Source organism: Roseimicrobium sp. ORNL1 (genome assembly GCF_011044495.1).
Taxonomy (GTDB): domain Bacteria; phylum Verrucomicrobiota; class Verrucomicrobiia; order Verrucomicrobiales; family Verrucomicrobiaceae; genus Roseimicrobium.
Window position 1 is genome coordinate 2,393,195 of sequence record NZ_CP049143.1, and the last position, 16,780, is coordinate 2,409,974.

23 protein-coding genes are annotated in these 16,780 nt (G+C 59.5%); 5 read left to right on the forward strand and 18 right to left on the reverse strand.

The window, feature by feature from the left end; all coding sequences use genetic code 11:
- Positions 1–3: 3 nt before the first annotated feature.
- The 14 genes from G5S37_RS09645 to G5S37_RS09710 form a co-directional block, all read right to left on the reverse strand.
- Positions 4–489: a hypothetical protein gene (locus tag G5S37_RS09645; protein WP_165203142.1), complete on the reverse strand. Its 486-nt coding sequence runs from the start codon at positions 487–489 to the stop codon at positions 4–6.
- A complete protein-coding gene (locus tag G5S37_RS09650) occupies positions 486–791 on the reverse strand; it encodes a hypothetical protein (RefSeq protein WP_206026374.1) in 306 nt (101 codons plus the stop codon). Before G5S37_RS09650 ends, G5S37_RS09645 begins: the two co-directional genes overlap by 4 nt.
- 167 nt (positions 792–958) lie before the next feature.
- Positions 959–1,264 carry a hypothetical protein gene (locus G5S37_RS09655; protein WP_165203146.1) on the reverse strand — a complete coding sequence of 102 codons (306 nt, stop codon included), beginning with the start codon at positions 1,262–1,264 and terminating at the stop codon, positions 959–961.
- A gap of 263 nt (positions 1,265–1,527) precedes the next feature.
- Positions 1,528–2,007, reverse strand: coding sequence for a hypothetical protein (locus tag G5S37_RS09660; RefSeq protein WP_165203148.1), 480 nt, complete (start codon positions 2,005–2,007; stop codon positions 1,528–1,530).
- Between the two features lie 192 nt (positions 2,008–2,199).
- Positions 2,200–2,874 (reverse strand): hypothetical protein, encoded by a 675-nt coding sequence (locus G5S37_RS09665; protein WP_165203150.1) that lies wholly within the window; start codon positions 2,872–2,874, stop codon positions 2,200–2,202.
- A gap of 321 nt (positions 2,875–3,195) precedes the next feature.
- The gene (locus G5S37_RS09670; protein ID WP_165203152.1) at positions 3,196–3,618 is read right to left on the reverse strand and encodes a hypothetical protein; all 423 of its coding nucleotides are present in this window, start codon (positions 3,616–3,618) and stop codon (positions 3,196–3,198) included.
- A gap of 37 nt (positions 3,619–3,655) precedes the next feature.
- Positions 3,656–4,042: a hypothetical protein gene (locus G5S37_RS09675; protein ID WP_165203154.1), complete on the reverse strand. Its 387-nt coding sequence runs from the start codon at positions 4,040–4,042 to the stop codon at positions 3,656–3,658.
- 6 nt (positions 4,043–4,048) lie between these two features.
- Positions 4,049–4,573: a DUF6714 family protein gene (locus G5S37_RS09680; RefSeq protein ID WP_165203156.1), complete on the reverse strand. Its 525-nt coding sequence runs from the start codon at positions 4,571–4,573 to the stop codon at positions 4,049–4,051.
- 415 nt (positions 4,574–4,988) lie between these two features.
- On the reverse strand, positions 4,989–5,522 hold the full coding sequence (locus G5S37_RS09685; RefSeq protein WP_165203158.1) for a hypothetical protein: 534 nt from the start codon (positions 5,520–5,522) through the stop codon (positions 4,989–4,991).
- Positions 5,523–5,597: 75 nt separating this feature from the next.
- Positions 5,598–6,005, reverse strand: coding sequence for a hypothetical protein (locus G5S37_RS09690; RefSeq protein WP_165203160.1), 408 nt, complete (start codon positions 6,003–6,005; stop codon positions 5,598–5,600).
- 34 nt (positions 6,006–6,039) lie between these two features.
- Positions 6,040–6,531 (reverse strand): GNAT family N-acetyltransferase, encoded by a 492-nt coding sequence (locus tag G5S37_RS09695; RefSeq protein WP_165203162.1) that lies wholly within the window; start codon positions 6,529–6,531, stop codon positions 6,040–6,042.
- 465 nt (positions 6,532–6,996) lie between these two features.
- Positions 6,997–7,389 (reverse strand): hypothetical protein, encoded by a 393-nt coding sequence (locus G5S37_RS09700; RefSeq protein WP_206026375.1) that lies wholly within the window; start codon positions 7,387–7,389, stop codon positions 6,997–6,999.
- A gap of 524 nt (positions 7,390–7,913) precedes the next feature.
- Positions 7,914–8,369: a GyrI-like domain-containing protein gene (locus G5S37_RS09705; protein WP_165203164.1), complete on the reverse strand. Its 456-nt coding sequence runs from the start codon at positions 8,367–8,369 to the stop codon at positions 7,914–7,916.
- A 30-nt stretch (positions 8,370–8,399) separates the two neighbouring features.
- Positions 8,400–8,951: a hypothetical protein gene (locus G5S37_RS09710; protein WP_165203166.1), complete on the reverse strand. Its 552-nt coding sequence runs from the start codon at positions 8,949–8,951 to the stop codon at positions 8,400–8,402.
- 152 nt (positions 8,952–9,103) lie between these two features.
- Between G5S37_RS09710 and G5S37_RS09715 the strand changes: the two genes are divergently transcribed.
- The gene (locus G5S37_RS09715) at positions 9,104–10,003 is read left to right on the forward strand and encodes a hypothetical protein (protein ID WP_165203168.1); all 900 of its coding nucleotides are present in this window, start codon (positions 9,104–9,106) and stop codon (positions 10,001–10,003) included.
- Positions 10,004–10,507: 504 nt separating this feature from the next.
- Here the strand turns inward: G5S37_RS09715 and G5S37_RS09720 are convergent.
- Genes G5S37_RS09720 through G5S37_RS09735 form a run of 4 tightly spaced genes read right to left on the reverse strand, consistent with a single transcriptional unit; the run spans position 10,508 to position 12,633 of the window.
- On the reverse strand, positions 10,508–11,032 hold the full coding sequence (locus G5S37_RS09720) for a hypothetical protein (protein WP_165203170.1): 525 nt from the start codon (positions 11,030–11,032) through the stop codon (positions 10,508–10,510).
- Positions 11,033–11,050: 18 nt separating this feature from the next.
- Positions 11,051–11,443, reverse strand: a complete 393-nt coding sequence (locus G5S37_RS09725; RefSeq protein WP_165203172.1) for a hypothetical protein — start codon at positions 11,441–11,443, stop codon at positions 11,051–11,053.
- Between the two features lie 12 nt (positions 11,444–11,455).
- A complete protein-coding gene (locus G5S37_RS09730) occupies positions 11,456–12,250 on the reverse strand; it encodes a polysaccharide lyase (RefSeq protein ID WP_165203174.1) in 795 nt (264 codons plus the stop codon).
- Positions 12,247–12,633, reverse strand: coding sequence for a GNAT family N-acetyltransferase (locus tag G5S37_RS09735; protein ID WP_165203176.1), 387 nt, complete (start codon positions 12,631–12,633; stop codon positions 12,247–12,249). Before G5S37_RS09735 ends, G5S37_RS09730 begins: the two co-directional genes overlap by 4 nt.
- 406 nt (positions 12,634–13,039) lie before the next feature.
- Between G5S37_RS09735 and leuB the strand changes: the two genes are divergently transcribed.
- From leuB to G5S37_RS09755, 4 genes are all read left to right on the forward strand, one after another.
- Positions 13,040–14,143, forward strand: a complete 1,104-nt coding sequence (gene leuB / locus G5S37_RS09740; RefSeq protein ID WP_165203178.1) for a 3-isopropylmalate dehydrogenase — start codon at positions 13,040–13,042, stop codon at positions 14,141–14,143.
- Between the two features lie 46 nt (positions 14,144–14,189).
- Entirely contained in the window at positions 14,190–14,537 is a 348-nt protein-coding gene (locus G5S37_RS09745; protein ID WP_165203180.1) for a hypothetical protein, read from the forward strand.
- 79 nt (positions 14,538–14,616) lie between these two features.
- The gene (bamD, locus tag G5S37_RS09750) at positions 14,617–15,999 is read left to right on the forward strand and encodes an outer membrane protein assembly factor BamD (protein WP_206026376.1); all 1,383 of its coding nucleotides are present in this window, start codon (positions 14,617–14,619) and stop codon (positions 15,997–15,999) included.
- A gap of 140 nt (positions 16,000–16,139) precedes the next feature.
- Positions 16,140–16,649 (forward strand): LptE family protein, encoded by a 510-nt coding sequence (locus G5S37_RS09755; protein WP_165203184.1) that lies wholly within the window; start codon positions 16,140–16,142, stop codon positions 16,647–16,649.
- Positions 16,650–16,780 lie beyond the last annotated feature (131 nt).

Below are 16,780 nucleotides of genomic sequence, written 5' to 3' on the forward strand. Positions count from 1 at the left end.
GCGCTAGTGGGTGACCTCCGAGACGTGCTGGTGGGTGGTGAGGAGATGTGGCAGAACCTTTGCCATATACGCGCGCCCTGCCTCCGGCTTCATCACACCGGCCGTCTCCGTGAGATGGCGCAGGGTATTGCGCTGGCATTCGGCGCGGAGGATTTCATAATCGCGCAATGCGGCCTCCACCTCGGGCGTGATGCGGGAGCCGCCCTCCAGCAGGGCCGCAGAGACACGCGTCCCTGCCTTCTGGATGCGCTCGCACATGGCATCGCACTGGGGGAGATAGGCGTCATGCAGGGCGCATACCCTCTGGTACTCGGCATCATCCAGGTGGAACTCTTTTTTTATCCACGCGAGGGAGGTGGCGGTGTCCGGTGCAGCCATGGTCGCACAGCTCGAGCAGGGGCCGGCGGATTTGCCGGACAGCACTCGTGCCGTGAAGCCCGCGCCTGCGAGCAGGACGGCGATGATGAAAATGAGCCAGCCGGTTTTCATGGGGCGCGATGGCGGGCGAGGGGATCAATGGATTGGGCGTAGGCCGCGGCTCGGGAGTCGACATCCGGTCTCTGGATGATGCCACCGGCCAGCAGTCCTGCGGTGAGTGCCAGGGCGCACGTGGCGGCTGCGGGAATGGGCCGCGCGAGCCAGAGGAAGAAAGCGGTGAGCCACTCTGGGCTCGAGGCCGGGGCAGGCTTCTTTTCTTCGATGCGAGTCCACACGCTGCGCTCGAAGGCAGTGGGCAGGTCCACCGTCGCCTTCCATGTTTGCAGCAGGTCGTTGAGCTTTTCGTCCTTCATGGGGGTGGTGTCAGAGTCCTGTCCCGGCTTGGTCATAGGGATATGAATAAGATAGTGGGTACAGGACGGTTCGGGAAGGAGTTCATGGTCTCATTGCAGACCCGCCTGCGTGGTGCAGGCGGGGTGTTCTTGGTGAACGGGGCGCAAAGCTCCCGCTTGGGCGTGCTCTAGTGCTTGTGCCCCTTGTTCATGGAGCAGCAGGCGGCATCACTGCACTCCGCCGATTTCATCTTCTTGGACTTGAAGACGGCGATGCCCGTGGTGCCATCTGACTTCATCACGACTCCACCCTTGCCAGAGGGAGATGCCACATAGTGGGTGGGACCGCTATCGACCGTGGCAACGCGCGTGGCACGCTGCGACTCGGCGATCTGCCTGCGGAGATCCAGTGTCTGGAGGTCCGGGCCCGCCATGGCGGTGACAGTCACTCCGAGAGTGAGCGCGGCGAGGAAAAGAGGAAGTTTGGCTTTCATGTCAGTATTGGGTTCAGTGTTTGTTTCTTTCGTTTGAGCTCAGCTATTGAGAGCCTTCATGAAGGAGAACACCGCCCCCGCTTCAAACCCTTGAGAATTTCTTCGCCGGCGGAGGGCGGTGGGAATGGCCGCAAAAGAACGCAAGAAACGCAGAGAGAGAAGCAAACGCCGCGTGAACAGGAAGTCGTGTCTTCTGACCGGACAGTGATTGAGCGGAGTTGCCTACCCGCCAGATGTTGGTGGCGTCAAAAGCCACGTTGCACTCATGATCTCCAGGTGCAGCGCCGGTAGAGTTCGTTTCCTTCCTTGTCGAGATAGGCAAAGCCACCGTACATGGCCAGGGCATCGGTCCCTTCCTTCCAGTCTATCTTGCTGATTTGGTCAAAGGTGTAGAAAGTGCGCGCCACCAAGAGGGACGCCTTCCCTTTTTCAAAGAGATCGCAGCACACATAGCAGGTGCGATTCCAGTGGTCGTTCTGAAGCGTGCAGTCTCTCCCGATGCTGATGTAGTGTCGTACCAGGCCGAGGAGGGCGGCGATCTCCAGTTCGTTGGGATGTCCGTTTCCAGCGATGGGTTTGACGCGTTCCATGGCGGGTAGGAGATCCGTGCCCTCTATTCGAAACAAGACGTCATCCACGTGCACGCTGAACCAGACCTCTTTGCGTGGGGGCGCAGGCTTCTTGCCCTTCTTGCAGGGCATGCACAGGCCTTCGGTAAGCGATGCTGTGGTGGGCAGGATCATCGCTTCGCATTCCCGGCATTTCACTCGATCCATGGCGGACTCTGTTCGTGGCTACAGGTGGACAGACTACTGCATGCTATCGATGTGGGCAGTGGCGTCAATCGGAGCTGTGTGTCGTGGCCGAAGCGCACCTGCATTTTGCACCTTTCATTTTTCACTTCTCATTTTGCATTGCGTTGAATAGCAGTCGCCCTACTTCCACACCGTCAGCCCCGCATCTGACCGCTCGAAGATGGCGCGTTCATCAATGTAGATGTCCTCATCTTCCTTCATCAGGGCTTCTTCCACAAAAGCGGCCTGCAGCTGCTCGTTGGTGGGTGCGGTGTTGTCGAACTTCTTTGCGTTCACCTTGCCCACGATCTGATGCGGCACGATGTTCGGCAGGTCCTTGTAGGGCTTCGCCCTGGGGATGTAGCCGGCGGCGGTGAGGTCGCCTCCTACGAAGAGGGCGGAGTCATTGTAGTGGCCGATGATGAATCCGGAGGCTTTCACGTTCCCTCCCACGAAGGTGTCCATGCCGCCGCGCAGCCAGTTCCGCACGGTGAGATTCCCCTTGATGATAAGGATGGGCTTCATGCCGAAATCTTCATCCAGTAGATCGCCGTCGATGTTGAGGTCGCCTTCCCAGATAATGAAGAGGATTCTGCGGTCCGAGTAGTACGGCTCACTGGCGGAAGTGTGCGAAGTGATCTCCAGCGTCTCCGTGTAGTGGTCCTTCTTCGCGATGGCCACATTGGCAGAAGCATTCCGCTGTGCCAGACCATCGAGCATGAACTTTCCGTCCTTCGGCATGTTCGGCACGGTGTAGTCTGCCTTGGTCAGCTTGCGCAGTTCACACTCTTTGAGGAAGGCTTTGAATCGGATCATGGGAATGTTGCCCGTGTTGGGTTGTCCTTGTGGATGTGCAATCCACGAGGGGTTGTGACGTCATTCCGCTTGCTCAGGTGCGTCAGGACAAACAGAGAGAAGTTTCTGGAAGCTGACGCGCAGCGTCCTTGGACTGCGTGCAGCCTGCTGCCGCTTTCTAGAGTCCACAGCCTGCTGTGGCGATGGTGATGCTCGCTCGATAGATGTGTCCAGAAGAGCTTGGCGACTTCGTCGCGGTGGAGCGTGCAGCAGGCTGCACTGAGGGAAAGCGGCAGCAGGCTGCACGCAGTCCAAGGCCTTCGGCGTCCCCTGCCATCCCAATCAAGGTAGGCACAGGTGGTCAAAGCGGTCCGCATCCGGGCCCAGCAGACCGTCGGTGATGTGCGCCTCAAGCTCCGCCAGGAATCCTTCGGTGTCGAAGTCTGGCAGCGCATACTTCCGCAAGACTTTGGGAACCTCAGAGAGCACCTCCCTCGCGATGATGGCGCGACGTTGCGCATGGGGCACGCGGATGAATTCTGGCAGGTGCAGCATCACATCGATGCCCAGTGTCTTGTCCGCCTTCGTGAAACGCACGCGTTGCTTGTGGCCCAGCTCGGGGTTGCGGCAATTCAGAATGATGCGCAAGCCTGCCAGTCCCGGACCATAATCTAGGCTCTCGAAATGGTGCTGCGTATCGAGCACCCGCGTCGCGTGATCGAGCTTGGCTTCCCAATTGAAGTCGGAGGAGAGGAAGACGTCCATGCGGAACGGCGGTGGTGGTGGCTACTCGAGGGTCTCACTACCTTGCGTCCAATCGGTCGATGGTGAAACTCACAAATTCACCGATGACGCGGGAGTCCCTGAAATCGAAGACATCTTCCACCTGGAGGAGACCACAATCCACAACGGCCGGATTGATGGAAAGGATTTCGCCGTAGGCGCGATATCGCCAGCCATCCAGATGCTCCAGGCACTTCTTCTGTTCTGGATTGGAGGCGAAGAAGAATTCCCAGGATTCCTCCTCGTTGAGCATGCCGACGGAGAGTTCGATGTAAAACTCGCTCCCGGCTGGCCGCGCGGGACGGTCGTCTGGGGAAAACACGTCCATCACAATGAACCGTTCCGTGCCGATGGCGATTTCCGCTTCTAGCCACGGGCCGTCTGTTTTGATGAGAGTGGCTTTCATAAGGTCTCACCTTAGCGGTGATAGCAGCGGGAGTGGAGAGGGGGACTGCCATTTATGACACAAGGCAGTAAACTCATCGAGGAATGCGAGTTGCTCCGTCGTGAGAAGGTCCACGTGTTTGCGTGAGACGCAGGCATGGTACACGGCATCATGGTCACCATTTGGAAAGCCAGCCAGTCCGTGTTGCAGGAATGCAGGGAGATAGAATCTCCAGCCTTCGGCATCGGAGAACGTGAAGTAGTGCCGGCAGTCCCGCACCGCTTCCGCAGTGACCTCCATCCAGTGCTGCTCAGGATCACGAGCGGACAGCTCGGCAATGCGTTCGTCTGCCAGGTTCCACTCGTTGTCGAGTCCCGTCGCGACGTTCAAGGTGATGCGTGGTCTTGGTGGGTTGCCAAATACCTGCGGCAGTCTTGCCGCCAGCACCTGCGCCTCACGATGCGCCTCACGCCACTGGTCATATTGATCGAGTGCTGCACGGTCATAGCCTCGACTGCGAAGTTCCTCGCGGCTGGGGAAAGGGGGAGTCATGCAAGTGGTCACACAGTATCTTGGAGCATCGGAACGCAAGGGCACTATTTCCAAAACGCCCACCATCTTGGGTGAATGAGGTTCCAAAGTCGATCGCAGAACTTTTGCACGCCCTGCTGACTCTCCCCAGTGAACGCCCAATCAAGAATGCCCTTCCCACCAATGTCGCAGGTTAGTCGTGGCACTGCGCTGTCGAAGTCAGACTCGAGAGACGTCAGCGTCGTTTCGAGATTGTCGGCAGCCCTCATTCCCAATGACTGGTCATCTCCCTCCATGGAGCGAAGGTAGGCAATGAACTCGCGCAGCGTACTTCGGACCAGTGCTTTTCGCGTTGATGTCATGTGCCGAGGGGGAGTAGTTGACGCAGCCAGTGCGCTTCATGCGTGGGTGAGCGGTGAATCTTCGTTCTGCATCTTCAGCCTTCACCTTTCGGCGCCAGCACTCGCGCCACCCTCGGCTCCTGTGCATCCATGAACATGCGCGCCCTGCCGAAGAGTCCAATCATGCCGCGCTCGTCAAAGGCATTGGGCTTCTGGTCTTTGTCGAGCAGCACCTCACCATGGACGAGACCGTCGAGGTGGTTGTCCTGGATGTAGGCGCGATGATTCTCCACCTCCGTCTGCAAGACGAGGGCGGCGCAGTTCGGCTCGGAGAAGCTCACGAGCCAGTTCCCATCATCCATGAGCTGGGGATTGAAGTCGGGATGAAAATTGAAGACATGCTCCAGCACATCCATCGCCTCCACTTTCGGATTCTGAGCGTTGGCATGCAGCACCACGCACGTGCCGTGCTGGAAGATCACGACGGTGTTCCCGTGGTCCGTGTAGTAGCCCGCGCGGTCAGCGACCGAGTTCAGGTCCACCGGGATGTTCGGCTTCCACACCGGTACGGGCGGGAAACCCCGTATCACGCGACGCTTGGGAAACAGGGAGCGTAGAAAGCCAAACATGAGCAGTGAGAGGTGTGGGTGCACCAGTAACCCAAACTCGGTCAGAATCCAAGACGATGATGGTTCAAGCCTGTGTCAGGGATGCTCTGTCCACGGATCATCATCCAGGGCGGAGAGGCAGGCTTCGAACGAGCGGTGCGCTGTTTCCACAAGTTCCAGCGTGGTGGGGCGCTTGTGCAACAGGGTGGTGGTGCGCCACCAGTACTCCTGCCAGAGATCGTGGATGAGATGGTCCGGCCCAATGAGCCGGTGCACACGCTCGGAGCCTACCTGGATGGCTGCGCCCAGATAGGACTGCACCAGAACATTCAGATCCAAGGTGTCCATGCGGCTGAATCCCACCAGCCGCCTCCAATAGCACGTGAGCAGGTGAAGATGATGCTTGAATTCCTGCGCAGGCGTCATTTCACCGTGTTCTGCAAGAATTCGATCGTACTGGGAGGCTGATTCGTTGACGCGTTCCGCGAAGGTGCGGTTGTTCATGGAGGCTTGAAAATGGTGTGATGAGAAGTCGTGACTACAGCGGCTTCGAGAGATACAGCGCGCCGCCCGCCTCGGGCACATGTACGGCCTGGGAGAAGCCTGCTGCTGTATAGACACGCCGTGCATGGTGATTGTTCTCCTGCACCTCCAATGTGACGCGGCAGCAGCCCAGTTCGCGGGCGTGCTGCTCGATGGCGCCCAGCAAACGGCGGCCGATACCGGCAGCGCGATGCTGGGGGAAGACGAAATAATCCGAGATATTTACGAGTGGACGCGCCGCGAATGTGGAGAATCCCCGGAAACAAATCGCCAGCCCCACGGGCTCATCATCACGGTAGGCGAGAAAGACCAGCGTCGTGGGATGCTCGCGTAGTCCCGGGATAACTGCTGCTCTCGCCGCATCGGAGAGTGGCTTGCCATCGCCCATGGGATCCATCGCGTAGGCGTTTAGCAGATGGAGGGTTGCCTCCTGATGTTTGGGAAGCGACAGATCTGCGTGGACGATGGTGATGGGGTCAGCTGTCATGGAGTTGATGCGTGTGGAATAAGCTTTCAGATGGGAATTGATCAAGTGTCCGAAGTGCTGCCTGAAACGCAGTGGGATCCCGCAGTGCGCATGTGCGTCACTTTGAGAAACTGTGCATTGTCTTAAACGGGGCAATGGAACACTGCAGACCAACTCGACACTCCAGGTCGCTTTGCGTCTTGGAGTGCGGTGGCAAAGGCCTCCCTTGGGGCCGCGACACCGCTTTGAACGAAGGTGTTTCGTCCAGTTTTGCCGGGGAACTTCGAAGAAACCCAGCTTTCCAATGGGAGAGCATCTTGGGAATTGGACCGTGAATCCTCCGCATCATTCTCATCCTCTCCGCTCAAAGCGGTGTTGCGCTTGAAGCTTGTCACCGCACTCCAAGACGCAAAGCGAACTGGTGTCTTGAATTGGTGCGCAACGCGTCATTTCCTTGCTCATCTCAGGTGCCGGAGCAGCAGCACTCTACCAGAACTTCCACCACTTCCTCTCGGCGGATTTGGGGTGTTCTTGGGCGGCAGATGCAGGGTCCTTGATTCTGCCGCGAAGTTCCTGAATCTCCAGACGCATGGTCTCCTCCAGATCCGGTGCCTCCGAGTAAATGCCGAGTTTTAGAATCTCTTCGAGTCGGTCGGCAGCCAGAGTCAGATGTTCGTCCAGCTTGTCAATGGGCCAGACGTACGTGTGACCCAGCAGCAAGACCATGGCGGCAGCGGCGCGGACTTCTTCGGGCGAATCTTTCGCGTCGAGTTTTAGCGTGGCTTCCACGCGATTGGCGAGTTTGGTCTCGTCGAATAGGTCGCCAAACCAGTCCGCTGCAGAGTCATTGTCCCATGGAAGATTGCCCCAGTCGCCCATAATGCTGCTGATGTTTGGAGGGTTGATGAAGGGAAGAGGTATGTTACCGCGAGTCGAGCACGCGTGCGTATACTTTGTTCACGGCATCTTGTCCCTTTTCCCGGTCGTGGGAATCAATTTCCGCAAGTGTGGCGTCCAATTCAGATGGTGACACAAGACGTGAGTACTCAGATTGGATTTCAATCGGAAGGCTCCAAATGGGGTGCCGGTGGCCGCAGGCCCGGATATGTGAGAGAAGAGACCAACTCTGCCGGGTGCCGCACCAACGCCAGGAGTGCAGATGCGATGGATTCGTGGCGAGGTATGTTGTGGTGTAAGGGTGGTGGGAGATACGTGAAAGCGGGATGCCACACACGTGGCGTTCGGCGAGTGTGGCGCGGCATTCAAGGCATGTATACTCGGTAGTGCTGTACACATTGAAAATGGCCGCCACCGCTACCACGGCGAACAGCGATACGGAAATGATGAACGGCAGGGACGAAGCATGAATCTCAATACTTTGCATGTATGTCATTTCGGTCTGATCACGCCAGCAAGTAAAACACATCTGTCCGTATCTTCGACGCATCCGCATTCCAACTCTCCTCCCAGTGGCCGTAGAGCTCCCAGGAGACAGGCGAGGGCCCATGCCCATGCTCCGCACACCAGGTGCGGATGGCGGCATGCGCTTCACCGAGTCGTCCATAGGGGCCGTAGTGCGTGGTGGTGGCCACCTTGCCTATCGGGAGCTGCGAGCAGTGCACGCGGTCATTGCCGATGAAGGGCTCTGCTACTTCCGCGCCTACCTCCACGTGGCCCTCACCATCGAGATACATGGCTACGTGACGGCCGGGTTTGGGGAGATTCGCGGCCTTGATGAAGCTCCACACTTCACCACACGCTGCGGGGACGAAGCGGGATAGATCCTGCGGCCGCACCCGTTCACGCACGACGGCGAGCCAGGTGGGCTCGGATTGGGTGAGTTGGATTTCGTAGGGCATGGTGTTGTGAGAGCGATGCGGGCTTTGTCATCAATGCTCATCTTCGGGCCGGAGCGGCGAAAGGTGCCAGGGGAAATGCGCGAGCAGTGCTTTTAGAACCTTCGGGTCCGTAGGATAGTGGTGAGCATGCGGAGACGGAATCCGGACCTCGCGCTCGGAGAAGCCCCGCTCTCGCAAGACGGCTTCATACTGCGGCAGATCACCGTAGGCGTAGATAATATTGTGCCGGTCATAGATGAGCTGGCCTTCACCATGGGCGGAGGCGACCCAGATGTGGTGTCTTCCATCGGATTCCAGGAATTGCTCGTAGGTGGCGAGGAAGATCTGCAGGTCTTCCAACGACTCGATGAGCGGGGACTGGTAGCGCCCCATCTCGATTCCGTCATTGGGAATGATCAGGACGTAGAGAATGTAGTACTCCTGGGTCTCCCAGGTGGCTGCGAGCGCCATCAGCAGATCCACATGAGAGGTCGCCGGGCCGATGGTGAGCCGTGAACCGGATGAGAGCGGCTCCTGAAAGAAGCAGTCGCCATAGGAAAAGGCGGCTTCGCCTGCATTGTTGATGGTGTTGAATTTTTCCATGAGGGGAGGTCGAGAGCAGGCTCGAAGAATCCTCTTCCGTGTTCCTCATTCAAGCGGATAGAATTTCCTCGTGGGTAAGTGAGTGTTCAGTGGTGCGCATTTTTCCTCGACCAAGTGCTGGAAACAAGGCAAATACAGGGGAGGCGGAATTTATGAAACGATTGGACCCCATCCTTTGGCTCGTGCTGTTCTTCCTTCTTGAGTGTCTGTCGCGAGCGGCGGAACCGGCGAAGGCACAGCCGGAAGATGTGATTGGAAAGATCATCGCGGCTGGTGTTCAGGACGTCCAGGCGCTTCCGAATTGCAGATTTGTCTACACGACGGAAGCCCGGTTGCCTCCTGTGCTCAAGATGGGAGACGGGATCAGCAAGCGCAGGATCGAGTTCACCAAGTTCAACGAGAAGTACTGCTTCAGGGAAATGGACGACCATGGAGAGCTGGAGGAGTCGCAAAGTTACGATGGCAGCAGGTACTGGCGTTACAAGTTGTCGAGCAACAAAATCTTCGTGGGTGCGGATTTCAGCAAGGTTTGGAAGCATTTCACGATCGAGTTCAACTCGAACCCGCTTTTTGTGACGACACGGAAGTACTTCGAGGGAAACGGGGATCGTTTTGCGTTGCCGTATCTCGCGATGCCTCAGACCTGGGTGGATGCTGTCACCCCGCATGTCAGCGCAAGGACAGAGGGCGAGTTCCGCATTCTCACGAAAAGCTGGAATGGCTTCGTGTATGAGCTTGAAATGTTTCCTGGGAGCTTTGTGCCCCAGTACGCCAGGATTCTAAGGGAGGGAAAGCTGGTGGGAGAGTGGAAGGTAATGAAGTGGTATACCCTGCCCGATGACGGCACCGGCCATTCACGAAAAATTCCTTCCGTGACCATCGAAGGAACCAGGATATGGGAGAAAGAGCTTTATCCGGGAGACCAGCGCATCACCCTTCACGAAGATACTTTTCAGCTTCTCAAGGAGTCACCTCCGAGTGAGTACTTCACGCCGCCGCTCTCCATGGCTGCAGGTCTGTGGGATGCAGATATCGGTGCAGAGGTGCGGTGAAGTGGTGGCTCACTGTGATAGCACATGCGTCCTTGAGTCGCGCCCTGAAGCACGGTCTATCCACTTGCGAGGAATAACAGCCGCGTATGTACGTCACATCAGCACAGAGATGAAGTAAGTCGGAAACGTCTCGTGATCTGAATAACTCCAGCAGCGTGACGCGACTCTGCACGAGCCACCTTGCGCGAAGCGCCTTGGAGTGCGTGTGCGAAGCACCGCTTTGGCGGGAAGCTTTGGGGTGCGGAGCTTCGAGCTGGCACGCTTGGGCTCGGTGGCTTCACATCACGAGAACGCATCGCACGCAGCCTCCGCTTGGGGTCATGGATGGATCCTGCGTCATCCGTCTCGCGGTGTTTCCTCCCAAGGCGGTGCTTCGCACGTGCACTCCAAGGCGCTACGCGCAAGGTGGTGCCCGTTCATGAAAGGGTCCGGGCCGGTTCGTGTCGGACACATCACGAGACCTGCCGATAGCGTCCTGTAGTTCTTAACCTGACGCACATGCCATCACCGAGCATCTGCTTCCTTCGGTGCCCACGCGAAAGACACGTCGGCACTGCCGATTTCCACCACGCGGTCCCGGTGCAGCATGGCACCCAGACCGTGCTCGGCATCCCAGGTGCAGCCAAACAACCAGCCCACATAGGCGCAACCGTCTTTCACCCAGGGATGGATGTACACCTGCCTGAGGTCGATGTGTGAGGCCAGCTCACCGGCCGAGCGAACGGCGGGCATCAGGCTCTCGAACTCCGCACCCAGAAAGTCGCGATACTTGGGCCGCATTTCCTGATAGTGGGGGAGCAGCGCGGTCAGGATGGATTCGAGGATGCGGGGGCTGTTGTCGAGCTGGAAGGTGTAGGCTGCTCCCTGCGCAGGGGAGGGCGTGCGGGAGACTTCGGGATCCAAGGGCGTCACCGTCAGGCCCACCATGCCCTTGCTTGCCAGTTCCATGTATCCGTCCCAGTTCCCGTCCGCATCCCACCGCATGGGTCGGAATGGCGGGTGGGTGAGAAAGTTGGTGTCGGTGCTCATGAAGGACGTATGGAGTAATTACCCAAACAGGAGGGCGTGCCTTACTTTTCCTGACGCATCGCAAAATAGAATACCCGAGTACTGACCTTCAAAGTTGTAGTGCCACACTGTTGCTGCGGATTCAAACCACTGCCTCTTCTGCATCCGCTCAGCTTCGGAAAGTGTCAATCCACGTTCTTTCGCGATTCGTTCTACTTCGGAAAAGGTGTGCAGGCGCTTGGGTGGGACTGAGGATTCAGCAAAGCGGTCGAACGCAGTTCGTTCAGCGTGTTCATCGACCAGACTGGACACGCCCTTGGCTACAGCTTGCCACGGGTATTCCATCTCGACTGGTTTTGCCGGAGGGGTGTGGTACCCACAACTGCTGAGCAAAGAGCCGAAGCAGAAGGTCAGGACGGTTGTTCGTTTCATGGGTGACTTTGGTCACTTGGCCGGAGCACTCGGCGCACCAGCCTTCGCTGCACCCTGTTTCGGCCCATGGGGCGGTGCTACGGCCTCGTAGCTTCCATCCGCTCCGGCGACGCGGTATTCATCGAAGTACGCGATGTTCTGCGGGACCTCCCCGACGCTGTGGTATTGGCCAAACTTTGCGTAGGGCCCAAGGGCCTCGGGATATTGCGTGATGATGTCGCGCTCGTTCACCACCTCCACGCCGTCCTTCCAGATGGTCCAAAAGCCCTTCTTCTCGGCGGACCAACGCACGTGCACCACCCAGTCTGTCCAGCGGCCTTTTTCAAAAGGCATCCTTGCCAGTGTGCGCTTCTTCTCGGTGGGAGAGGGATTGCCGGTGATCAGCCAGTCCTGACCGTTGGCGCGGATGGCCAGCACGGGGCTGGGGCCACCCTGTTGCGTGTGCCACTGGAAGAGGACGGCATTCGACTTGGTGGGCGCGACGAAGTCTTCGGGGATGAAGATGCTCAGGCCGTACCAGTACTCCTTCTCCATCTCGATCTTCGTGATCTTCTTGCCATCGGAGAACTCGGCACGCTGCCCGCCATTGGTCTCCGGGTCGCTGGCGCGAAGGAGCGTGCGCGCGGCGAATTTCCCCGCGCGGACAGGAGAGGTCACGATGGTCAGCGAGTCCTCCTGTACCTTTTGGAGGCCCAGTTGTGAGAGGTCGCCGGTTTCGAAGTCTGCGACCTTCAGCAAGCCTGTCTGCGCGTGTGCGGAGGCGATGGTGAGAAAGAGGATACAGGTGGCAAGCAAGGCTGGGTTCATGGGGTGACCGGAATGAACTGACTGCGGTACTTCACAAATGCATGCTTCGTATCACTCCGGAATCCACATTGCCGGAAGAATGCATGCGCCGCCTCACGGGTGGAGCCGCTCAGCAGCATGAGCTTTGTGCAGTGGTGCGTGAGCGCCAGATGCTCGACATGCGTCAGCAACTGCCGCCCGAGGCCATGGCCACGCTTCGCAGTGGTAACGATCACATTTTCCACCACACCAAAAGGTTGCGTGCCATACATGGCATCCGGACACACGGTGAGCAGCGCCGTGCCGCATACGGAGCCCCCACACTCGGCCACGAGGAGGAAGCTCCTCTCAGATGCGGCGAGTGCAGCGACCTGTGCCGCGAGCACGCGGATATGCGCATCCATGACCAACTCCCTGTACAGTTCCTCGATTGCGCTGGCATCATCCGCCACCGCTCGTCGGACAAGCGCTGCTGTCGCCGGGACAGGCAGTGGTGAGGAAGGGGATTGGTTCACGGAGCGTCGTGGTCGGATAGGCAGACTTCAGCGAGCAGATGCGCTGAGAAAGGAAAGCGTGAGGGCGCAGGTGAGCCGCATGAGATCATTTCTGATGAGCTTGCGACGATGTTCCGTGGCGACGGCCATGATGAAAAAAGGGGGGCACCCAAGATTGCCCCAGCAGTTTCTCAATCAAGTAGATAGATCGCACACCTGGACTTCACGGCAGTTCTTCAGGCGCACCGCAACCCCACGCCAAACATTCCCCCGCAAACCTCCTTGCGCCCCGCGACCCTTTCGCTATCGCCTAATCATGGCAAAAGCTCATAAGATCGCAGTTCTCGCCGGTGACGGCATTGGTCCAGAAGTCATGGCGGAGGCACGCAAGGTGCTGGCCCGCGTCTCGGAAAAGTTCGGCCCTCAGTTTGAGTTCACGGAAGAGCTCGTGGGCGGTGCGGCCATCGATGCCAAGGGCAAGGCCCTCCCGGCGGACACCCTGGCGACTTGCGAGGCGAGCGATGCCATCCTCTTCGGCTCCGTCGGCGGACCCAAGTGGGAAAAGCTCCCCCCGAATGAGCAGCCCGAGCGCGGCGCCCTTCTGCCCCTGCGGAAGCACTTCGGCCTCTTCGCGAACCTGCGCCCCTCCATCTGCTACCCCTCCCTGACCCATGCCTCCCCGGTGAAGGAGGAACTCATCGCCGGCGGCTTCGATGTGCTGTGTGTGCGTGAGCTGACCGGCGGCCTCTACTTTGGCCAGCCGAAGTTCCGCGGGGAGAAGGATGGCGAGGAAACCGCCATCGACACCATGATCTATAAGAAGAGCGAGATCGTGCGCATTGCCCACGTCGCCTTCAAGGCCGCCCAGGGCCGCCGCAAGCAGGTGACGTCTATTGATAAGGCGAACGTCCTCGAGAACGGCCTGCTCTGGCGCGCCACGGTGGAGGAAGTGGCCAAGGACTACCCGGATGTGAAGCTCTCCCACCTCTATGTGGACAATGCGGCGATGCAGCTCATCAAGCAGCCGCGCAGCTTCGACACCGTGCTGTGTGAGAACCTCTTCGGCGACATCCTTTCCGATGAAATGGCGATGATCGCCGGCTCCCTCGGCATGCTCGCCAGCGCCAGCCTGGGCAAGGCGAAGGAAGGCGGCCTGTACTTCGGCCTCTTCGAGCCCAGCGGCGGCACCGCCCCGGACATCGCAGGGAAGGGGATTGCCAATCCGATTGCCCAGATCCTCTCCACCGCCCTCCTGCTGCGCTTCTCGCTCGGACTGGAGAAGGAAGCGGTCGCCATCGAGACCGCCGTCCGCCACGTCATCGACCACGGCCTGCGCACGGGCGACATCTACAGCGGCGCCGAGGACACCCGCAAGGTGGGCACCGCCGAGATGGGGGATGCCATCGTGGCCGAGCTGTAAGCAGGGTGCTGCTTTCCGTGACCGGACGAGCCGGTCACGGTTCTCTATGGCCCAGAAGCCCAACCTGTTACTTAGTGTCGCGGCGACGGTGGCGGTCACAGCCATCCTCGCCGCGTTTGCTGCTTGGGTGGTGTGCCGGTTCCATCCGCGGCCGTTCCTCAGCGCCTTCTGGCCGTGCCTGGCGGGGGCGTTGTTCACGACCTTCTGGCTGGAGGGATTTAATATCCTCGAAATGGCGGTCATCGGCGGCGTGGTGTTGCTGCTGGCGGTGGTCAGCATTCCCTTCGCTGCCCGCACCCCGTTCCCCGCATTTCCTGCCCATGTCATCGCCTCCGTGGCATCCGGCATGCTGTCCAGTCGTGTCTTTCGCCGGATGCACTGGCGGCAATGGTGAACGTCCCCAGTTTTTCCCTTTAAGAAACCCGAAATTCCCCTTCTTGACGCCCTTGAAACCCTCCACTACTCTCCGCGCGATGAATTCCAAGCCCGTCCTTCGTGCCACAATCGCTGCTGCCTCTGTGGCCCTCCTTGCTGCGCCGGATGCGCGCGCGCTTGACCTTGGCAAGGCCAACCCTCTCAAATGGTTCGACAAGAAAGATGAAGTGGTGCCCAGCGCTCCCGAGCGCCAGGTCCAGGAGGGCGCCGCGGAAGCCATGCTGCGTGACGGTAAGACCGCCGCCTCCACCGGCAATACCGGCCGCGCCATCAGCATCTACAAGGACGTCGTGAGCCGCTACCGCTTCACGAACGCCGCTGCGAACGCCCAGTTCGAGCAGGCCGTGCTGCTGCGCCAGAGCGGCAAGCTGCAGGACGCGTACGATGCCTTCCAGAAATTCATCACCGACTACCGTCAGAGCACGCGCTTCGATGAGGCGGTACAGCAGCAGTTCGAAATCGCGGAAGAAGCCAAGGCCGGCAAGAAGCAGCCCTCGCTCCTGATGATTCCGATGAAGCTCGACAAGAGCGAGCTCGTGAAACTCTACCAGGGCGTGATTCGCAACTCTCCCTACGGCAAGTACGCCCCCTACGCGCAGTTCGCCATCGGCGAAGTGTACCAGGACGACGGTGACAAGCCCATGGCCAACCAGGCCTACCAGATGGTGGTGGACAACTATCCCAACACCAAGCTCGCTTCCGAAGCCCAGTTCCGCATCGGTGCCATCAGCAGCGCCGCTGCCCGCAAGACGCAGGACGCCTCGAACCTGACCACCACGCTGGACGCGCTGGAAACCTACAAGGCGACCAACCCCAGTGGCGAGCGCATGCAGGAAGCGGACAGCCTCATCACCGAAGGCCGCGCCGCGCAGTCCGCGAACTCCCTTTCCATCGCCAAGTTCTACGAGAAGGCCGGCAAGCCCAAGGCTGCTGCCATCTACTACAGCGAGGCCATGCAGACCGGCAGCGGCGAGACCGTTTCCGAAGCCCAGCGCCGCCTGGCTGCCCTGGCTGCCTCCAATCCTGAAGACGTGAAGCAGAGCGGCGTGAGCACGGGCGAAGGCTACGTGGTCCCTGCTGCAGTGAACACGAAGAACCGCGATGAGTACGCCGGCCCGCCCGCTCCTGTGGTGGCCAAGCTGAACTCCAAGCCCTCCATGCGTGTGGAGCCGGACAGCTTCAAGCCCATTCCGCTGACCGAGCCTGATCTTCCTACCCGCCCGAACGCACCCACCTCCCCAGGCACCCTGCTGCCTCCGGCGGAAGGGGACAAGCCCCTGTTGCTTCCTGTGCCTCCGAGCCCCGGCGCTCCCATGCCTGCTCCTCAGTCCCTCCCCGTGCCGCCCGCTCCGGACGCCACGAAGCCTGCTGAAGAGGCCAAGCCCGCTCCGGCTCCCGCACCTGAAGCTCCCAAGCCTTGACTTGGAGCCTGCGCTCGTGTGAGCTGGCCATGTGATGATATTGGCATCCAACAGCTCACACCGCCGCGGCAGGCACTCATCAACGACTGACTGATACGGCATCAACTCCCCGGCAACCACTCCCGACTCCCACGCTACGCATGAACAAGCTTGCCCTCTTCCTCGCACCGCTGGCGCTCTCCCTCCTCACCAACTGCGCTGGCTATCAGCCCGGCTCCAGCAAGCCCCACCAGCTGGCCAGCGTGACGAAGCTCGCCGTGCCCACCTTCAAGAATGACACGCTGGAACCCCGCCTCGAAGTGCTGGTGACCAACGCGCTCATCAAGAAGCTCCAGGCAGACGGCGCTTATCAGATCGTCCCACGTGAAGAGGCAGACGCCGTGCTGAATGCGACCATCACCGACATCGATCGCAGCCAGTTCCGCGCCGTGCGTAGCAATACGCTCCGCTCCTCGGAACTCCTCATGCGCCTGCGCGTTGACTACACCGTGGACGCCAGCTCCGGTGAGGAACTCCTGAAGGGCCAGGTGCAGGGCGCTTCGAACATCGTGATCGACCCGAGCCTGCAAATCACCGAACGCCAGGCCCTGGCAGACGCTGCTGAGCGCCTCTCCATCTCGATGGCCAGCGCCGTGTCGGAAGGTTGGTAAAGCCGGTGCGACGGTGAGCGGTAGGACGGTGTGACAGTGAAAGTCGCGCATTGAATCGAATATCCTTTGAAAACGGCGGCCATCTGGTCGCCGTTTTTTTGTGTGTGGGTGAATGGCGCGGAGGTGGGAAT